The 15,040-nt window shown below is 43.9% G+C and carries 13 protein-coding genes and 6 tRNA genes; all 19 read right to left on the bottom strand.

Annotated elements, in window-relative coordinates:
- Positions 1-42: 42 nt before the first annotated feature.
- Positions 43-1,338 carry a response regulator gene (locus D6853_RS14980; protein ID WP_120658807.1) on the bottom strand — a complete coding sequence of 432 codons (1,296 nt, stop codon included), beginning with the start codon at positions 1,336-1,338 and terminating at the stop codon, positions 43-45.
- Positions 1,339-1,364: 26 nt separating this feature from the next.
- The gene (locus D6853_RS14975; protein ID WP_120658806.1) at positions 1,365-3,107 is read right to left on the bottom strand and encodes a sensor histidine kinase; all 1,743 of its coding nucleotides are present in this window, start codon (positions 3,105-3,107) and stop codon (positions 1,365-1,367) included.
- A gap of 30 nt (positions 3,108-3,137) precedes the next feature.
- Entirely contained in the window at positions 3,138-4,025 is an 888-nt protein-coding gene (locus tag D6853_RS14970) for an ROK family protein (protein WP_120658805.1), read from the bottom strand.
- Positions 4,026-4,181: 156 nt separating this feature from the next.
- A complete protein-coding gene (pckA, locus tag D6853_RS14965; RefSeq protein WP_092246597.1) occupies positions 4,182-5,795 on the bottom strand; it encodes a phosphoenolpyruvate carboxykinase (ATP) in 1,614 nt (537 codons plus the stop codon).
- Positions 5,796-5,904: 109 nt separating this feature from the next.
- Complete coding sequence (rsmI, locus tag D6853_RS14960; protein ID WP_120658804.1) at positions 5,905-6,756, bottom strand: 16S rRNA (cytidine(1402)-2'-O)-methyltransferase; 852 nt, start codon at positions 6,754-6,756, stop codon at positions 5,905-5,907.
- Positions 6,757-6,758: 2 nt separating this feature from the next.
- Positions 6,759-7,499, bottom strand: coding sequence for a tRNA1(Val) (adenine(37)-N6)-methyltransferase (locus D6853_RS14955; protein ID WP_330392964.1), 741 nt, complete (start codon positions 7,497-7,499; stop codon positions 6,759-6,761).
- Entirely contained in the window at positions 7,486-8,421 is a 936-nt protein-coding gene (locus D6853_RS14950) for a PSP1 domain-containing protein (protein WP_120658803.1), read from the bottom strand. The genes D6853_RS14955 and D6853_RS14950 overlap by 14 nt, the downstream gene beginning before the upstream one ends.
- Positions 8,418-9,464 carry a DNA polymerase III subunit gene (locus tag D6853_RS14945; protein WP_120658802.1) on the bottom strand — a complete coding sequence of 349 codons (1,047 nt, stop codon included), beginning with the start codon at positions 9,462-9,464 and terminating at the stop codon, positions 8,418-8,420. Before D6853_RS14945 ends, D6853_RS14950 begins: the two co-directional genes overlap by 4 nt.
- Before the next feature lie 13 nt (positions 9,465-9,477).
- Positions 9,478-9,918 (bottom strand): YaaR family protein, encoded by a 441-nt coding sequence (locus D6853_RS14940; protein WP_120658801.1) that lies wholly within the window; start codon positions 9,916-9,918, stop codon positions 9,478-9,480.
- A gap of 42 nt (positions 9,919-9,960) precedes the next feature.
- Positions 9,961-10,554 carry a guanylate kinase gene (locus D6853_RS14935; RefSeq protein ID WP_120658800.1) on the bottom strand — a complete coding sequence of 198 codons (594 nt, stop codon included), beginning with the start codon at positions 10,552-10,554 and terminating at the stop codon, positions 9,961-9,963.
- A gap of 3 nt (positions 10,555-10,557) precedes the next feature.
- Positions 10,558-11,967 carry a pyruvate kinase gene (gene pyk / locus D6853_RS14930; protein WP_120658799.1) on the bottom strand — a complete coding sequence of 470 codons (1,410 nt, stop codon included), beginning with the start codon at positions 11,965-11,967 and terminating at the stop codon, positions 10,558-10,560.
- 29 nt (positions 11,968-11,996) lie between these two features.
- Positions 11,997-13,499: an aminotransferase class I/II-fold pyridoxal phosphate-dependent enzyme gene (locus D6853_RS14925; RefSeq protein WP_120658798.1), complete on the bottom strand. Its 1,503-nt coding sequence runs from the start codon at positions 13,497-13,499 to the stop codon at positions 11,997-11,999.
- Positions 13,492-14,085, bottom strand: coding sequence for an HD domain-containing protein (locus D6853_RS14920; RefSeq protein ID WP_120658797.1), 594 nt, complete (start codon positions 14,083-14,085; stop codon positions 13,492-13,494). Before D6853_RS14920 ends, D6853_RS14925 begins: the two co-directional genes overlap by 8 nt.
- Before the next feature lie 186 nt (positions 14,086-14,271).
- Positions 14,272-14,344: transfer RNA gene (locus D6853_RS14915), tRNA-Phe, on the bottom strand.
- A gap of 6 nt (positions 14,345-14,350) precedes the next feature.
- A tRNA-Met gene (locus D6853_RS14910) sits at positions 14,351-14,424 on the bottom strand.
- 103 nt (positions 14,425-14,527) lie between these two features.
- A tRNA-Tyr gene (locus D6853_RS14905) sits at positions 14,528-14,609 on the bottom strand.
- A 6-nt stretch (positions 14,610-14,615) separates the two neighbouring features.
- A tRNA-Thr gene (locus D6853_RS14900) sits at positions 14,616-14,688 on the bottom strand.
- Between the two features lie 29 nt (positions 14,689-14,717).
- Positions 14,718-14,790: transfer RNA gene (locus D6853_RS14895), tRNA-Val, on the bottom strand.
- Between the two features lie 32 nt (positions 14,791-14,822).
- Positions 14,823-14,896 (bottom strand) — tRNA-Asp (locus tag D6853_RS14890).
- Positions 14,897-15,040: the final 144 nt, after the last annotated feature.

Raw genomic sequence — 15,040 nt, 5'->3', positions numbered from 1 at the left:
GTTTTTGCCTCCACCCTCTATAAGTTCCCCATAATTGCTTGTTTAAATATCGATCTTGCTTCTGATATAATCGCGCGGACTGTGTCCGTCTACTTTCTTAAATACTTTTGAAAAATAATATGCCGATTCAAAGCCAAGAGCATCGGCAACCTCATAGATCTTCATGTCCCCCGAAAGAAGCATCTCTTTGGCTTTCTCAATCTTCTTGGTATATACATATTCGGAAAAACCGGTCTCCATCGTCTTTTTAAACAGGACAGAGAGGTACGCGGGCGAAAGTCCGAACGCTTCCGCAACTTCATTGAGCTGAACCTTTCCGCTTAGGTTGTCGTCTATGTATTCCTGAATCGTCTGTATGAGCTTGTCCTTACCGGATCTTCGGTTGTTTCCGACTATCTGATCAAAGCGGCTGATCGGATTTTCTTCATCGGAAGAAGCAAGCGCTGTCAGCGCTTCGTCACAGGAGACCGCGATATCCTTAGTCTTTGTGACAGCAGAGCCGACGCCGAAAGTAATCGTACTCTTAAAATAGCCCGTGATCATTGTTCTTGCGTTATCAAGCGCATCCGTGATCTCATCCATGGCGATCAATGTATCCGTATCTTCAGGGAAAAAGAAGACAACTACAAAGTGCCTTAGATCGACCGATACAACGCGGCTTAAGTTGTGATGCTTGGATAATATTTCTTTTGCCATGCTAAGGCTTGATGTGTAAATATCCAGTGTCTCGGGCACGACTTCCGCATTCGGGCTCTCCACTGCAATCTCTCCGTACACTACGGTAAATTTCTTTTTTTCGAGATCGACTCCGAGCTCGGTTGCTTCTTTTTTCATGTCTTCATCACTAAGATGCGAGCTGTTAAAAATGAGCCTTAGAAGGAATTTCTGTCTGAGGTCATCAAGCGAAGATCCTGTTCCTGCGCTCATTTCCAATCTCTGAGGCGCGGGATTCGAATTTTCTATTCTCTTTATCGCCTTGGAAAGTGCCACTCCGAGCGTCTTTGGTGTAAGCTCGATCTTAACGAGATAGTCCACCGCATCCCAGGAGAGCGCCTCTCTTGCCATATCGAATTCTTCGTACGCCGAGAGAATGATAAAGGCGGGCACGTTGCCGAATTTCTCATTGGATTTCTGAAGCAGCTCAAGTCCTGTCATGACGGGCATTCTTATGTCCGCTATGACAATATCGGGCTTTTCTTTTTCTATTATTTCCCATGCTTCCTTGCCGTTGGCCGCCGTCGCGATCACTTCGATGTCGTCCGAATGCTCTTTGGAAAGCATTGTTTTTAATCCTATCTGTACAAGTGGCTCATCGTCCACTATCAGTAATCTGTACATTTATCGAGTCTCCTTCGAAACGATGGTTACTTTTTATCTTCTTCGTAGTCCAGGGGAAGAACAAATCTCATTGTCGTGTATTCCCCGAGCTTACTGGTTATCTCTATTCCGTACTCTTCACCGAAGGTGTATTTGATCCTTTGGTTAACGTTGTAGGTTCCCACCTGTTTAAAGAATTCGGTGGATGTTTTGCTCTCTCCGTTAAGTACGCTTTCAATCGCTTCATCACTCATTCCTACACCATTATCGGTTACTTCGATCAGAAGCTTGTCGCCTTTTTTTAATGTATGAATGACAATCTTTCCAGAGTTTCCCTTTGGTTCGATTCCGTGGAATATCGCGTTCTCCACGATAGGCTGAAGCGAAAATCTGTTTATCTTTTTATCAAGGAGGCTCTCGTCATCCGTGATGTAATCCAGCGATATCGTTCCGCCGTACCTGTATTTCATGATGGTAAAATAGTCATCGACGAGCGCAAATTCATCTCTTAGTGTGATGAGGTTCTCCGTGCCTTTTGCAATGTTCTTCATAAGTCTCGAAAGCGCGGTCGACATGTCCGCGATTCCGTCGGAGCCTTGAATTGTCGCCATCCATTTGATGGTGTTCAGTGTATTATAAAGAAAGTGCGGATTTATCTGGGATTGAAGTACTCTGTATTCCAGATCCTGTTTGGCTTTCTCGTCGAGAAGTCTTTTTTCCATGAGTGCGGATACGTTCTCGGCAAGGTTATTTATTCCCTTTCCGATATCACCAAGCTCATTGTCCCACTCTATCTTTTCATCTCTTGAAAAGTCTCCTGCGCCTATTAGATCGAGTCTGTCTACAATCTGCAAAACAGGCTTCGTTATCGTTCTGTGAAGAAGAAATGTCAGCAGTGCTCCGGCAAGGACAATGATCTGTACGATCATGAAGATAACAAGCCCATAGTATTTCATTCTGTTTCGGAGCGCTTTCTCAGAAGGCAGATACGATATCTCCCAATCGCAGGATGGCATAACATACGAGATAACTTCGCCTTGTTTATCGGCACGAATCAGGTTCTCCCCGTCAAATTTAAAGGTGTTTCCACCGCTGAAGGTGATAAAAAGAGCTTCATCATCCTCAAGATTAAAGCTCTTTAGTTTAGAAGTTATCCGGCTTTCGGGAATGTCCATGTAGATCCAGCCGATTGTCTCGTATGAAGAGGGGCTCTGAACAGTCTTAAATACAGGTATGACCTCGTCATTTCCGCTGTTCATAAGAGGATTGATTATCGGTCCGATCCAGGTATAACCACGAGTACTTATCAGATCGGAAAAGTATTCCGATTCCATTATCTTGTGTGCGGTATCGGCAACACTCTGAGTATCTCCGCCTGACAACGACTGAAGATACTGATCTCCGCTGGGAGTAGATACAATAATCCTGTTTACTATATCTCTTACTCCCACAATATTGTATTCGTTATTGAGGTGATCCCATGTCGTGACAGAGAGTTTTCTTCCGGCCTGTTCGTTCGTGGCATAATAATTCTCTACATTAAGAAGATAGCCCCCGAGGGTGCTGTCGAGGCAGACCCAGTTGGCAAATGTCATGGCAGCGCGAATCTCGTCGTCAATCTCATTTCCAAGGAGCTGTATATTGGTAAGGGCAGCCTGCTGCTGATTCTTTTTAAGGTAGCGAAAAGAAAGGCTGAAACTAGCCGCAGCTACTAAAAGCGCGAGTATCAGTGCAAAACCAAGTGCCCATATTATTATCTTATTTCTAAGTGTATGTTTTTTCGTGCGCATATAAGCATTATAGCACGTTTGAGCGGTGCTTTATATGTCTATCCCTGCCTCTTTTGCTGCTTCTATTGCGAGCTTTACGGCTCCCATAATTCCCTGATCTCCGCCAAGTGAAGCGGGAACTATATAATTATCAATATCCTGAAGTTCTTTGGTATTTATGTAGTCCGAGAGCTGCCCAAGTGTCTTTTTTCTTATAAGTGGAAAGAGCTGTTCCTGATTCATAACGCCACCCCCAAGTATGATGATCTCGGGGCTTAGGGTAACTATGAAATCGCAGATTGCCTGTGCTATATAATAGCTTTCAAGCTCCCAGACTTCGTCGTTTTCTGCTAGGTCAAAAGCCTTCTTGCCCCACCTGTCTTCTATCGCAGGGCCGGATGCCATTCCCTCAAAACAGGTTCCATGATACGGACATTTTCCTTTATAAGCATCACCTTCTGCAGGCTGCAGCTTAATATGTCCAAGCTCAGGGTGCAGCATTCCGTGAAGGAGCTGCCCGTTTGTCATTACTCCGCCGCCTATGCCTGTTCCGATGGTGATATAAAGTGCGTTTTTCTTATCACGCGCGCATCCCCAGGTTATCTCGCCAAGGAGCGAACCGTTTACATCGGTATCAAAGCCTATGGGAATATTGAGCTCTTTTTCGAAACCTCCGACAATATCATAATTTCTCCACTCGAGCTTTGGAGTGGAAGTGATAAAGCCGTAGGTTTTGGATTCTTTATTTAGATCTATAGGCCCAAAGCAGGCTATTCCGAGCGATGCAATGTCTTTTCCCTTAAAGAAATCTATCATTGCGGGAATTGTTTCTTCAGGACTTTTTGTCGGTATCGTAACCCTTTCAAGGATCTCGCCGTTCTCGTTTCCGACAACGCAGATCATCTTGGTTCCGCCCGCTTCTATTCCTCCGTATAACATATGCTTACCCCTTTTTCCTTATATTATAGCAAGTTCTGTACGTGTGGGATATGTACTAAATTCGAAAGTACCTCGGCAAGTTCTTTACGCAAAAAAAGACGCTGTCGAGAAAACAATCTCGGCAGCGCCTTGGTAATTCGATATTTAAACTTCAGATTAAAGCTGAGGGCCTGCAGCAACAAGTGCCTTGCCGTCTGCGTTTCCTTCGTACTTCTTGAAGTTCTTGTTGAATCTCTGTGCAAGATCCTTAGCCTTAGCTTCCCACTCAGAAGCATCAGCGTATGTATCTCTGGGATCAAGGATTGCAGGATCAACTCCGGGAAGTGATGTAGGAACTTCGAAATCGAAGATCGGGATCTTCTTAGTCTCAGCCTTATTAACATCACCGTTAAGGATAGCATCGATGATTCCACGAGTATCCTTGATGGAGATTCTCTTACCTGTTCCGTTCCATCCTGTGTTTACGAGGTAAGCCTTAGCTCCGCTCTTCTGCATCTTCTTAACGAGCTCCTGAGCGTACTTTGTAGGATGAAGCTCAAGGAATGCCTGTCCGAAGCAAGCTGAGAATGTAGGTGTAGGCTCTGTGATTCCTCTCTCTGTTCCGGCAAGCTTAGCTGTGAAACCTGAAAGGAAGTAGTACTGAGTCTGCTCAGGTGTAAGGATTGATACAGGAGGAAGTACTCCGAAAGCGTCAGCTGAAAGGAAGATAACGTTCTTCGCATCAGGACCTGCAGAAATCTTGTTAACCTTCTGTACGATGTTATCAATGTGGTTGATAGGATAAGATACACGAGTGTTCTCTGTAACGCTCTTATCCTCGAAATCGATCTTACCGTCTGCTGCTACAGTTACGTTCTCAAGAAGAGCGTCTCTCTTGATAGCGTTGTAGATATCAGGCTCAGACTCCTTATCAAGTCCGATAACCTTAGCATAGCAACCACCTTCGAAGTTGAATACGCCGTTGTCGTCCCAACCGTGCTCGTCATCACCGATGAGGAGTCTCTTAGGATCTGTTGAAAGTGTTGTCTTACCTGTTCCTGAAAGACCGAAGAAGATAGCTGTGTTCTTACCTTCCATATCTGTGTTAGCTGAGCAGTGCATAGAAGCCATGCCCTTAAGAGGAAGATAGTAGTTCATCATTGAGAACATACCCTTCTTCATCTCTCCGCCGTACCATGTGTTGATGATAACCTGCTCACGGCTTGTGATGTTGAATGCTACGCATGTCTCAGAGTTAAGGCCAAGTGCCTTGTAATCGTCAACCTTAGCAAGTGAAGCGTTGTAAACTACGAAGTCAGGCTTGAAGTCTGCAAGCTCTGCGTCTGTAGGCTGAATGAACATGTTCTTAATGAAGTGAGCCTGCCAAGCAACCTCTACGATGAAACGAACTGCCATACGAGAATCCTTGTTAGCGCCGCAGAAAGCGTCAACAACGAAAAGTCTCTTGTTGCAAAGCTCGTTCTTAGCGATCTCCTTAACCTTAGCCCATGTCTCTTCTGTCATAGGGTGGTTGTCGTTAGGATACTCTTCTGATGTCCACCAAACAGTGTCCTTAGAATTCTGGTCCATAACGATGTACTTGTCTTTAGGAGAACGTCCTGTGTAGATACCTGTCATAACGTTGACAGCACCAAGCTCTGTGTCCTGACCTTTCTCATAACCTGTAAGCTCAGGCTTCTTCTCCTCTTCATATAACATCTCATATGAAGGGTTATGAACTATCTCAGTAGTTCCTGTGATGCCATACTGACTTAAATTGATTTCTGCCATCTGATTGACCTCTTTTCTTTATAATATTATCTTTGGTATAAAAAACCAAAATTTGCGACCGTTACTTCATTTATACTACAAAGTCAAATTTTTATCAAGCGCATACTCGTTACTTTTCATCAAGTAAAGCCTGATAAATTTCACGTTTTCCGACACCTCTGTCCGCCGCAACTTTTTTCATTGCATCTTTATGCGAAACACCCGCATCCTCATAGAATTTCATGTGCTCTTCGATGCTCATTTCCTGCCAGGATTGTCTCTTTTCCTCGTCCTGCTCTTCAAGGCTCTTTCCCTCAACGACAAGTACGTACTCCCCTCTCGGGTCATTTTCCTTGTAAAAAGAGATTGCTCCTTCCAGAGTAGTCGGTGTTATATCTTCAAACTTCTTGGTAAGTTCCCTGCAAAGAGTGATCTTCCGATCTCCCAAAGTCTCGTATAGGTCATCAAGAGCCGCCTTTAAATGATGCGGAGCCTCATACAATATGATCGTTCTGCTCTCATCCTTGAGGTCTTCGAGGATTCTTTTCCTTGCTTTCTTATCATCAAGAGCCGGTAAAAATCCCTCAAAACAAAACCTTCTTGTCGAAAGTCCGGAGAGCGTAAGCGCCGTGATACAAGCCGCCGGTCCGGGGAGCGATGTCACTTTGATCCCTGCCTTTTGGCACTCTCTTACAAGCACCTCTCCGGGATCGGATATGGCGGGCGTTCCCGCATCCGTAATAAGAGCAACGTTCTGTCCTTGCTGCATCTTTTCTATAAGGAAAAGAGCTTTATCATATTTGTTGTACTCGTGATAACTGGTCATCTCTGTGTGAATATCGAAATGATTTAGGAGTTTAATGCTGTTTCTGGTATCCTCCGCAGCTATCAGGTCAACGTTTTTTAATGTCTCAAGCACCCTAAAGGTCATATCATCGAGATTTCCTATGGGTGTCGCGCATAGATATAACATTCCCTGCATAATTAATACCCGTATATGTCGTAAATTTCCTGTGTGTATTTGCCGGGCGCATCATAAATGATGAGCGGCTTTTCTACCGTAAGTCTTGATCTTCCACCTCTGGCTCCTTCTATGAGGACCATGTTGGGCTCTTTGTCCACATATGGATACACAAGCTTCATCCTCTTTGGCTCAAGCTTGTAATCATGCATCATTACCATGATCTCGGCGAGTCTGAAGGGTCTGTGCACCATGTAGAACTTTCCTCCGGGTTTAAGGCACTTTGCTGCTGCCTTTATCACATCCTCGAGGTCACAAAGTACTTCATGCCTTGCGATCGCCTTGGGCGCGTCGGGATTTTTAAGTCCGTGCCCGCCTATCATGTACGGAGGATTACTCGTAACAACATCAAAGGAGGCAGCCTCAAATAGATGCTCTGCCTCCTTAATATCACCTTGAACTATTTTCACGCGCTCTTGGAGGTCATTTAGGATTACACTGCGATCGGCCATGTCCGCGCTCTCGGGCTGTATCTCAAGTCCTATCAGCTCTTTTGCCTTAGTCTTAGCCGCCATCAGTATCGGGATTATTCCGGTTCCGGTGCCAAGGTCAAGTACTCTGGCTCCTTCCTGTGCCGTCGCAAATCCGGACAAAAGAACTGCATCCATGCCGAAGCAAAATCTCTCCGGATCTTGTATTATCCTATAGTTGTTCCTCTGGAGCTCATCCAGTCTTTCACCGGGTTTTAGATCAATTGTCCCCAAGCTTTGACTTTCCTTCCTGTTTCTCAATCTTCTCAAGCTTTTCGAGCTCTTTCATTTCTTCTTCGTCTTGAGAATTTTTCTTGTTATTGTTGTTCTTTTTCTTAGGTTTCTTCTTAATATTGGTTATCTCATCAAGCTTGTACTCGTGAACTTCCTTCTCATCGTCGATATCAACAAGGATCTTGATGGTCTGACGAAGGATGTTAACGCTTGATACCTCGCCTTCATATCCGTCATTGGCAGTACAGATATCGCCTACGCTGGGCATCATGCGGTTGAGTTCTTCATATACGTCCTCTTCGTTCTTGAGACAGCACATAAGTCTTCCGCAAACACCCGAGATCTTGGTCGGATTAAGTGAAAGGCTCTGTTCCTTGGCCATCTTGATCGAAACGGGAACGAAGTCTGCAAGATATGAATGACAGCAAAGTGGTCTTCCGCAGATTCCGTAGCCACCGATTATCTTGGTCTCATCTCTTACACCGATCTGTCTGAGCTCGATCCTTGTCTTGAATACTGCCGCAAGGTCTTTTACCAGCTCTCTGAAATCGATCCTGCCGTCGGCAGTAAAGTAAAAGAGGATCTTGTTGTTGTCGAATGTATACTCCGCATCTATAAGTTTCATCTCAAGGTTGTGCTTTTTGATCTTTTCAAGACAAACCTTAAATGCTTCTTTTTCTTTTTTACGGTTTTCTTTTTCCTGTTCGTCATCCTTGGTGCTGGATGTTCTAAGAACGGTCTTTAAAGGCTTGACCACATCTTCGTCGGGTATTTCCTTGGGCTCGGAAACAACGGTTCCGTACTCTACTCCTCTTGCTGTCTCAACAATTACGTGATCACCTTTTTTGATCAAATATTTTCCGGGTGAAAAGAAATATATCTTTCCGGCAGTTCTGAATCTAACGCCGATTACTCTTGTCATAAATACTCCTTTATGCCGATAAGCATAAGCTCAAGGGCAAGTTCTATATTAACATTGGATTTAATGCGATTCTTCGCAGTCTCCATGATTTTAATGATTTTATCAATATCCTGATAACTACATTTTGATGTAACACTACTAATATACGCTATTTTATCTGTGAAAATCAAGTGTTCCTCGTTGTCCGTAGCCTTGTAAACAAGCATGTCTCTGAACAAAAAGTACAGTACATCAAGGAAATCTTCTAGGTTTTTGTCATCAATTCCCTTCTTGGAAGTTTTTTCTTCCTCCTCGGAAGGGGAGAGGATTGTTCTGACTCTTTCGAGCATATCATGTATCTCAAGGTGCGGAAGCTTGCCAACCAGCTCAATGGTGCTGTTCTTAAGGCTCTCAAATCTCTCATTTGATGCAAGCTCAAGCGCTTTTCCTACGTTTCCTCTGGCAAAAGAAGCGCAAAGCATGGCCTTATAGTCCACAACATGGCACTCTTCCATAAGATATTTCATTATGGAATCATCCTGTGCGGGTTTCATAGGCAAAACTATGCATCTGCTTGTGATTGTCGGGAGAAATGCATTGATATTACTTGTAAGAATGATGATAACTATATATGCGGGCGGCTCTTCAAGCGTCTTAAGGAGCGCATTCTGAGCTGCGACCGTCATTTTTTCTCCCTCGGGAATGATATATATTTTGTGTTTGCTCTCGTACGGCTTTATTACCACGTCGTCGCGGAGCTTAAGTCTTATGTCGTCTACGCCGATACTTCCGGGCTTCTCGTGGGTTATCGTGATGATATCCGGGTGCGAATCGGACATGGCCTTTATGCAAGACGGGCACTTGTTGCAGGCTTCAATATATCCGCCGACTTCCTGCCTGTCCTCACACTGGAGTGCCTTGGCGAATATCCTTGCTATATACTCTTTTCCCGAGTTATTCTCTCCGGAAATGATATATGCGTGGGATATCTTGTCTGTCAAAAGCGCATTCTGCATGTGCTCTTTCATCTGAACTTGATCTATGATATTGGCAAAATCCGCCATCTTCACTCCCTACTCATGTAAAAATATCAAGCAAAAGACCTTCTATCTGGCCTATCTTGGCAAGGATGCCTATGTTGTCTTTTTCATCCTTGACCAGTTCCTGCGCAAGAGCATCAAGCTCATCGTCTACCTGTCTGATTATACCGTAAACTCTGTGTCTTCCTTTTCTGTCGAGGAAGTTCTCTCTTGAAAACTCGTGTGATCTTGAAACTACTTCATTCAAAAAGTCCTTGATAAGAACTCTGTACCTTTGCATGTCTTTGATATCATTGCGTTTGGAAATACGCTGTCCCTGCTGAACGATATCCTGCATCATCATGTTAAGGCGCTCTGCGAGCCCAGTATCTTCAAGCTTACTTGTAAGCACGAATTTGAAATCCCCGGCCGTATCTTTGACCTGTTCGGGCTCGGGAATCTGAGTTGTCGGGCTGATATTATTTATTTTAATATCCATGCTTCGCACCTCGTTCCTATTGTTCGGGTTGATACATATATTTTATCGTATTTCTCGATTTATGTATTCAGTTATTTCTTTAATACAGGTTTCAATGGCTTCGTTGTTCTTGAAAGCCTTGGTCACGCCTGCATTTTGCAATTTTTCTTCGGCAAAATCCTCTTCATCGGCAAGAAAACGTCTGCACATCTCGTCATATCTTGGGTGTTCCTGCTTATCTTCTCTGTGCATCGCTCTAGTGAGTCGGATCTTGGCGTCAACATCGATAAGAAGCGGTATTACATTCTCTTTTCCGAAGTAATCTCTTATGTAGCAGTATGACTCAAGCGTGCCTATCATCAGATAATTGCCGTTTGCAAGGTCAATCTGGCCGTCATCCACGGTAAAATATCGCCACTCACCGTAATTGGTATGATAGGTCCTCTCTTCAATTATCTTGCCTGCGTTTTTGAGTTCAAGGTATCCGTTCTCATCCTTAAAAAAGTACTGTACTCCGTCAGTCTCGCCGTCTCTCATGGGACGCGTTGTGTACGGAATTACTTTATTAAGCTTGAGATCCCCATTTTTAATGAGCTCTCGGTAGATCGTATCCTTACCCGATGTGCTCTTTCCCATCAAAAGAAATATCTTTCCCATTAATTAAAGTTCCTCGACACGAATCATATTGGTTCTTCCGGGGATTCCGAGAGGAACTCCCGCTGTAAGCACGACTTTATCGCCGTCCTTAAGGTATCCGCAGCGCTTCGCTGAGCTTACGGCCTCTTTGAAGAGTTCGTCTGCGGTATCTTCCTGTCTTATATGAAGCGGTGTTACGCCCCACATAAGGTTGAGCTGTCTGCATGTAGTCGGATTAATTGTACATGCGATGATCTGGCAATTGGGTTTGTATCTTGAAACCATTGCGGCCGTAAATCCTGACATTGTGACTGTAATGATTGCATCTGCATTGAGCTCTGCAGCAATATTACAGGTTGCATGTGAAATTGCAGTCGTTGAATCACCGGGTGCGTAATCTCTTTTACGAAGTCTTCCGACGTAGTCGATATCGGCCTCTGTACGCTCCGCGATCCTTGCCATTGTCTTAACGGCTTCAACCGGATAATCACCCGATGCGGTCTCTCCGGAAAGCATGATTGCCGTTGTTCCGTCGTAAATAGCGTTGGCAACGTCCGTAACCTCGGCTCTTGTCGGACGGGGATGATGTATCATGGAATCAAGCATCTGAGTCGCTGTGATAACGTACTTTCCTTCCGACTCAGCCATTTTTATCATGTCCTTCTGAATAACAGGGACGTCCTCAAAAGGAACCTCGACACCCATGTCACCTCTTGCGACCATGATTCCGTCAGCTTCCTTAAGAATTTCCTTGAGATTATTGATTCCCTGAGTGCTCTCTATCTTAGCTATGATCTTCATGTGGCTGTTCTTGGCGTTTAAGATCTCTCTGATCGCAAGTACGTCAGCCGCTGTCCTGACAAAAGAAGCAGCTACAAAATCAAAGCCCTGATCGCAGCCAAACTCGATATCGCTCTTATCCTGTGCGCTAAGATATGGCATTGTAAGCTCTGCTCCGGGAACATTAACGCCTTTTTTATCAGAAATAGGTCCGCCGTTAACTACAGTGCATACTATATCTGTGTCAGTTACGTCTTCAACCGCAAGCTCAATAAGACCGTCGTCCAAAAGAATCGTCATTCCTTTTTTGCAGTCATTTGTAAGCTCTTTGTATGTAATGGAAACCTCGTCCTTGGTTCCCTGAACGTCTCTTGAAGTTAGTGTGAATTTCTGACCGGCTTCAAGCTCTTCTTTGCCGTTTGCAAAGTCCTTGAGTCTTATCTCAGGGCCTTTTGTATCAAGCATAACAGCAATAGGAAGATCAAGTTCCTCGCGAAGCTTCTTTATCCTGTCATACTTTCTTTTATGCTCTTCATGTGATCCGTGTGAGAAATTAAAACGAGCCACGTTCATGCCTGCGAGCATGATCTCGCGAAGCTTCTCCTCGCTCTCACTGGCGGGACCGATAGTGCATATAATCTTGGTTTTTCTCATACTTATCCTCTCTAACTAACGTATTACCTTTAAAAATCTACTATAACCTTAACGCCGATCTCGGCGCCTACTTTTTTATCTATATTTATTATACCTTGAAGATTGAGATTCTTGTCATCACAGTTCTTAATCTCAGCAACTATTTCTTCCGTAAACATTTCCCCCGGAACAATTATCGGAATTCCCGGCGGATACAGATTTATAAACTCCGCAGAGATCCTTCCTTCGGCGTTGTCTATACTTATTTCCTCAAACATTCCATCCCAAGCCTCTGAAAGCTTGATCTTACAAGGCGGAATTTCGCGGGTCTTGATGGCTTCCGCTCTGTCCGGATTCTCTAAGAGATTACCTTTTTTTCTTTCTATATTGCTCTGTTTAGTCTCTTCTATCTTTGTATCTATATCTTTTAAGGCTGCTATTAGCCTTTCTATTCCTTCCTTCGTGTCGCTTCCGGTTATAATGGCAAGAGCTGTTCTCGTGCCCGCCATTTCAAGCTGTAAAGCATATTCCGTACGAAGTATATCATATATCTCTTGTCCTGTCATTGTGCCGGATGCGTCTGTTATCAGTACTTTACAGGGATCGTCTATCTCATCGGGTCCGGGGATACGGATGTTTCTAAGTGCAGCTGTTTCTGCCGCTAAATAATTCCTGTAACCTAGGAGCTTATCTATATATTCCGCTCCGTTTTTCTCCATTTCTTCCATGCATTGTTCAATAGAAGCCATGAGTATATATGACGGACTGCTGGACTGATAGATCCTAAGATATCTTTTTAAAAGATTCCTATCTATGAGTTCTCCGTTTATATGAATAAGCGCAGTCTGTGTCATGGACGGCAAAGTCTTGTGAACACTGTGGATCACAATGTCAGCTCCCTGAGTTGCCGCACTTTCGGGAATAGAAGCATAGTCCTTGCTTGTTTTTTCGCTTCTATCGGTATCAGATGGTCTACCAAAACCAAAATGCGCTCCGTGAGCCGCATCTACAATAAGCGGAATATTTTTTTCTTGGCAAAGCGCTGCAATTTCGGCGATATCTGAACACTTTCCCTCATACGTCGGAGAAGTGATAAATACAGCCGCAATATCTTTTGACAGGTAAGGACGTATGTCCTCCGCGGTGTAAGCCTCGGGGATTTCTAATTCGGTATTTATCTTATAAGGAAGATATTTAATATCAAGATTTCTGATATATGCGGCGTGATATAAGGCTTTATGGCTTCCTCTGGCTGCAAGTATTGTTCCTCCCATCGAAGCCGCAGTAGATACGGCGCTTAACACACCGCTTGTGCTACCGTTTACAAGAAAGAACGTTTCCTTGGCGCCATAGAGCTTATTTGCTCTTCTCTCGGCATCAAGAATCAAACCTGATTCGTCGTGAAGATTGTCGAATCCGTCTATTTCCGTTATATCACAACGAAAAGCACCCTCAAATGGGGTGCTCATACTATTTCGCTTATGTCCCGGCATATGGAGAGGATAATTATCGCTTTCCGCCAGCTTTATCAGCTCATGATATAAATCATGCATAATTGATTCCGATCTTTCCTTTTCTTATTTTAAGAGTTTCCAAAGTGGAACTGTATTTATCGGCAAGACATACTATCCACGCCTCTCTGCATCTTGGCAGCTTAACAGTAAGCGGCCACATGTGCTTTGCAATAATATCTTTCTCACGCTCCGTGAGCGGATAGTCCTTAACAGCATTCTTAAGCGCAATTCCGGGATGATAGAAACCGTGAAGCTTAGGGTGGATATTGCCCGGCGCTTCGGCATCATGCCAATCATATAAGAAATAATCATGTAAAAGTGCTCCTCTTACAAGATCACGTTCCTTACATTTAAGCCCAAAAGTGCGATTGATCTTAAGCGCAAAAAGCGCAACATGGATACAATGCTCATAAACCGTCACAGTGCCATGCTGAATGTATTTCTTGAGACCCTGATACTTCTTAGAAGAAAGAACTTCTTCGCCATACTTATAAAGAAGATCTCTATAAGTCTTGTCACTCTCTATCTCGTTGAGGAGCTCCGGATCAAAATCATCGGGATTATAACTCCTTACATCAAGTAATGTTTTTAATAATAACTTATCTTCTTTTTCTAAATGATACATAATTCAACCTTTTATAAGACACATAAAACTCAAAAATCTATTCCTAATACGTTTCGTTAACATAATATCGGATTTATCATGAAACCATATTATCACAGAACGAATAAAAAAGAATAAAAATCATAAAAAAACTCAGTAAACATTTTGTCCACTGAGTAGCTAAAATCTTTTATAAAATAAAAAAGATGCCTAGAGTCGGAATCGAACCAACGACACGAGGATTTTCAGTCCTCTGCTCTACCAACTGAGCTATCTAGGCATATAGTAGCGGGGACAGGATTTGAACCTATGACCTTCGGGTTATGAGCCCGACGAGCTTCCAGACTGCTCCACCCCGCGTCATTATAAATCCGCACCTCGTACGAATTATTAAATTGGGATTTCCACATCATGTGGTCACCCATGGCTCGCACTCATACTTGCTAAGTGCTCTGCACAAAAATGGATGGCGGTGGATTCGAACCACCGAAGCAATTTGCAGCAGATTTACAGTCTGTCCCCTTTGGCCACTCGGGAAGCCATCCATATAGAGCCGATGAGCGGACTCGAACCGTTAACCTGCTGATTACAAATCAGCTGCTCTGCCAATTGAGCCACATCGGCTTACACTCGAATAGTGTAAAGAAGAAAAATGGGACCTACAGGGCTCGAACCTGTGACCCTCTGCTTGTAAGGCAGATGCTCTCCCAGCTGAGCTAAGATCCCGTTCAAAATAAAACCAGTAATATGAAATTGAGCGACCCGAAGGGGGTTCGAACCCCTGACCTCCGCCGTGACAGGGCGGCGCTCTAACCAGCTGAGCCACCGGGCCAAATTAAAGGTTTTTGTACCTTCAAAACCGAACACTGAATATTTCCAGATTTCTATACACCTATATAGGATAAGCCCTCGACCTATTAGTACACATCAGCTGAACATGTTACCATGCTTACACCTTGTGCCTATCTAACCTCGT

It is taken from the genome of Butyrivibrio sp. X503, from assembly GCF_003625475.1.
GTDB lineage: Bacteria > Bacillota > Clostridia > Lachnospirales > Lachnospiraceae > Butyrivibrio.
This window is presented reverse-complemented; position numbering and strand designations above follow the sequence as displayed.

What these genes read in the sequence shown, in the direction of transcription:
- D6853_RS14950 (WP_120658803.1), bottom strand. Translation starts at nt 8,421, where the DNA reads ATGACAAGAGTAATCGGCGTTAGATTCAGAACTGCCGGAAAGATATAT.
- D6853_RS14970 (WP_120658805.1), bottom strand. Translation starts at nt 4,025, where the DNA reads ATGTTATACGGAGGAATAGAAGCGGGCGGAACCAAGATGATCTGCGTT.
- rsmI (WP_120658804.1), bottom strand. Translation starts at nt 6,756, where the DNA reads ATGCAGGGAATGTTATATCTATGCGCGACACCCATAGGAAATCTCGAT.
- D6853_RS14935 (WP_120658800.1), bottom strand. Translation starts at nt 10,554, where the DNA reads ATGGGAAAGATATTTCTTTTGATGGGAAAGAGCACATCGGGTAAGGAT.
- D6853_RS14945 (WP_120658802.1), bottom strand. Translation starts at nt 9,464, where the DNA reads ATGGCGGATTTTGCCAATATCATAGATCAAGTTCAGATGAAAGAGCAC.
- D6853_RS14925 (WP_120658798.1), bottom strand. Translation starts at nt 13,499, where the DNA reads ATGCATGATTTATATCATGAGCTGATAAAGCTGGCGGAAAGCGATAAT.
- D6853_RS14980 (WP_120658807.1), bottom strand. Translation starts at nt 1,338, where the DNA reads ATGTACAGATTACTGATAGTGGACGATGAGCCACTTGTACAGATAGGA.
- D6853_RS14975 (WP_120658806.1), bottom strand. Translation starts at nt 3,107, where the DNA reads ATGCGCACGAAAAAACATACACTTAGAAATAAGATAATAATATGGGCA.
- pyk (WP_120658799.1), bottom strand. Translation starts at nt 11,967, where the DNA reads ATGAGAAAAACCAAGATTATATGCACTATCGGTCCCGCCAGTGAGAGC.
- pckA (WP_092246597.1), bottom strand. Translation starts at nt 5,795, where the DNA reads ATGGCAGAAATCAATTTAAGTCAGTATGGCATCACAGGAACTACTGAG.
- D6853_RS14920 (WP_120658797.1), bottom strand. Translation starts at nt 14,085, where the DNA reads ATGTATCATTTAGAAAAAGAAGATAAGTTATTATTAAAAACATTACTT.
- D6853_RS14940 (WP_120658801.1), bottom strand. Translation starts at nt 9,918, where the DNA reads ATGGATATTAAAATAAATAATATCAGCCCGACAACTCAGATTCCCGAG.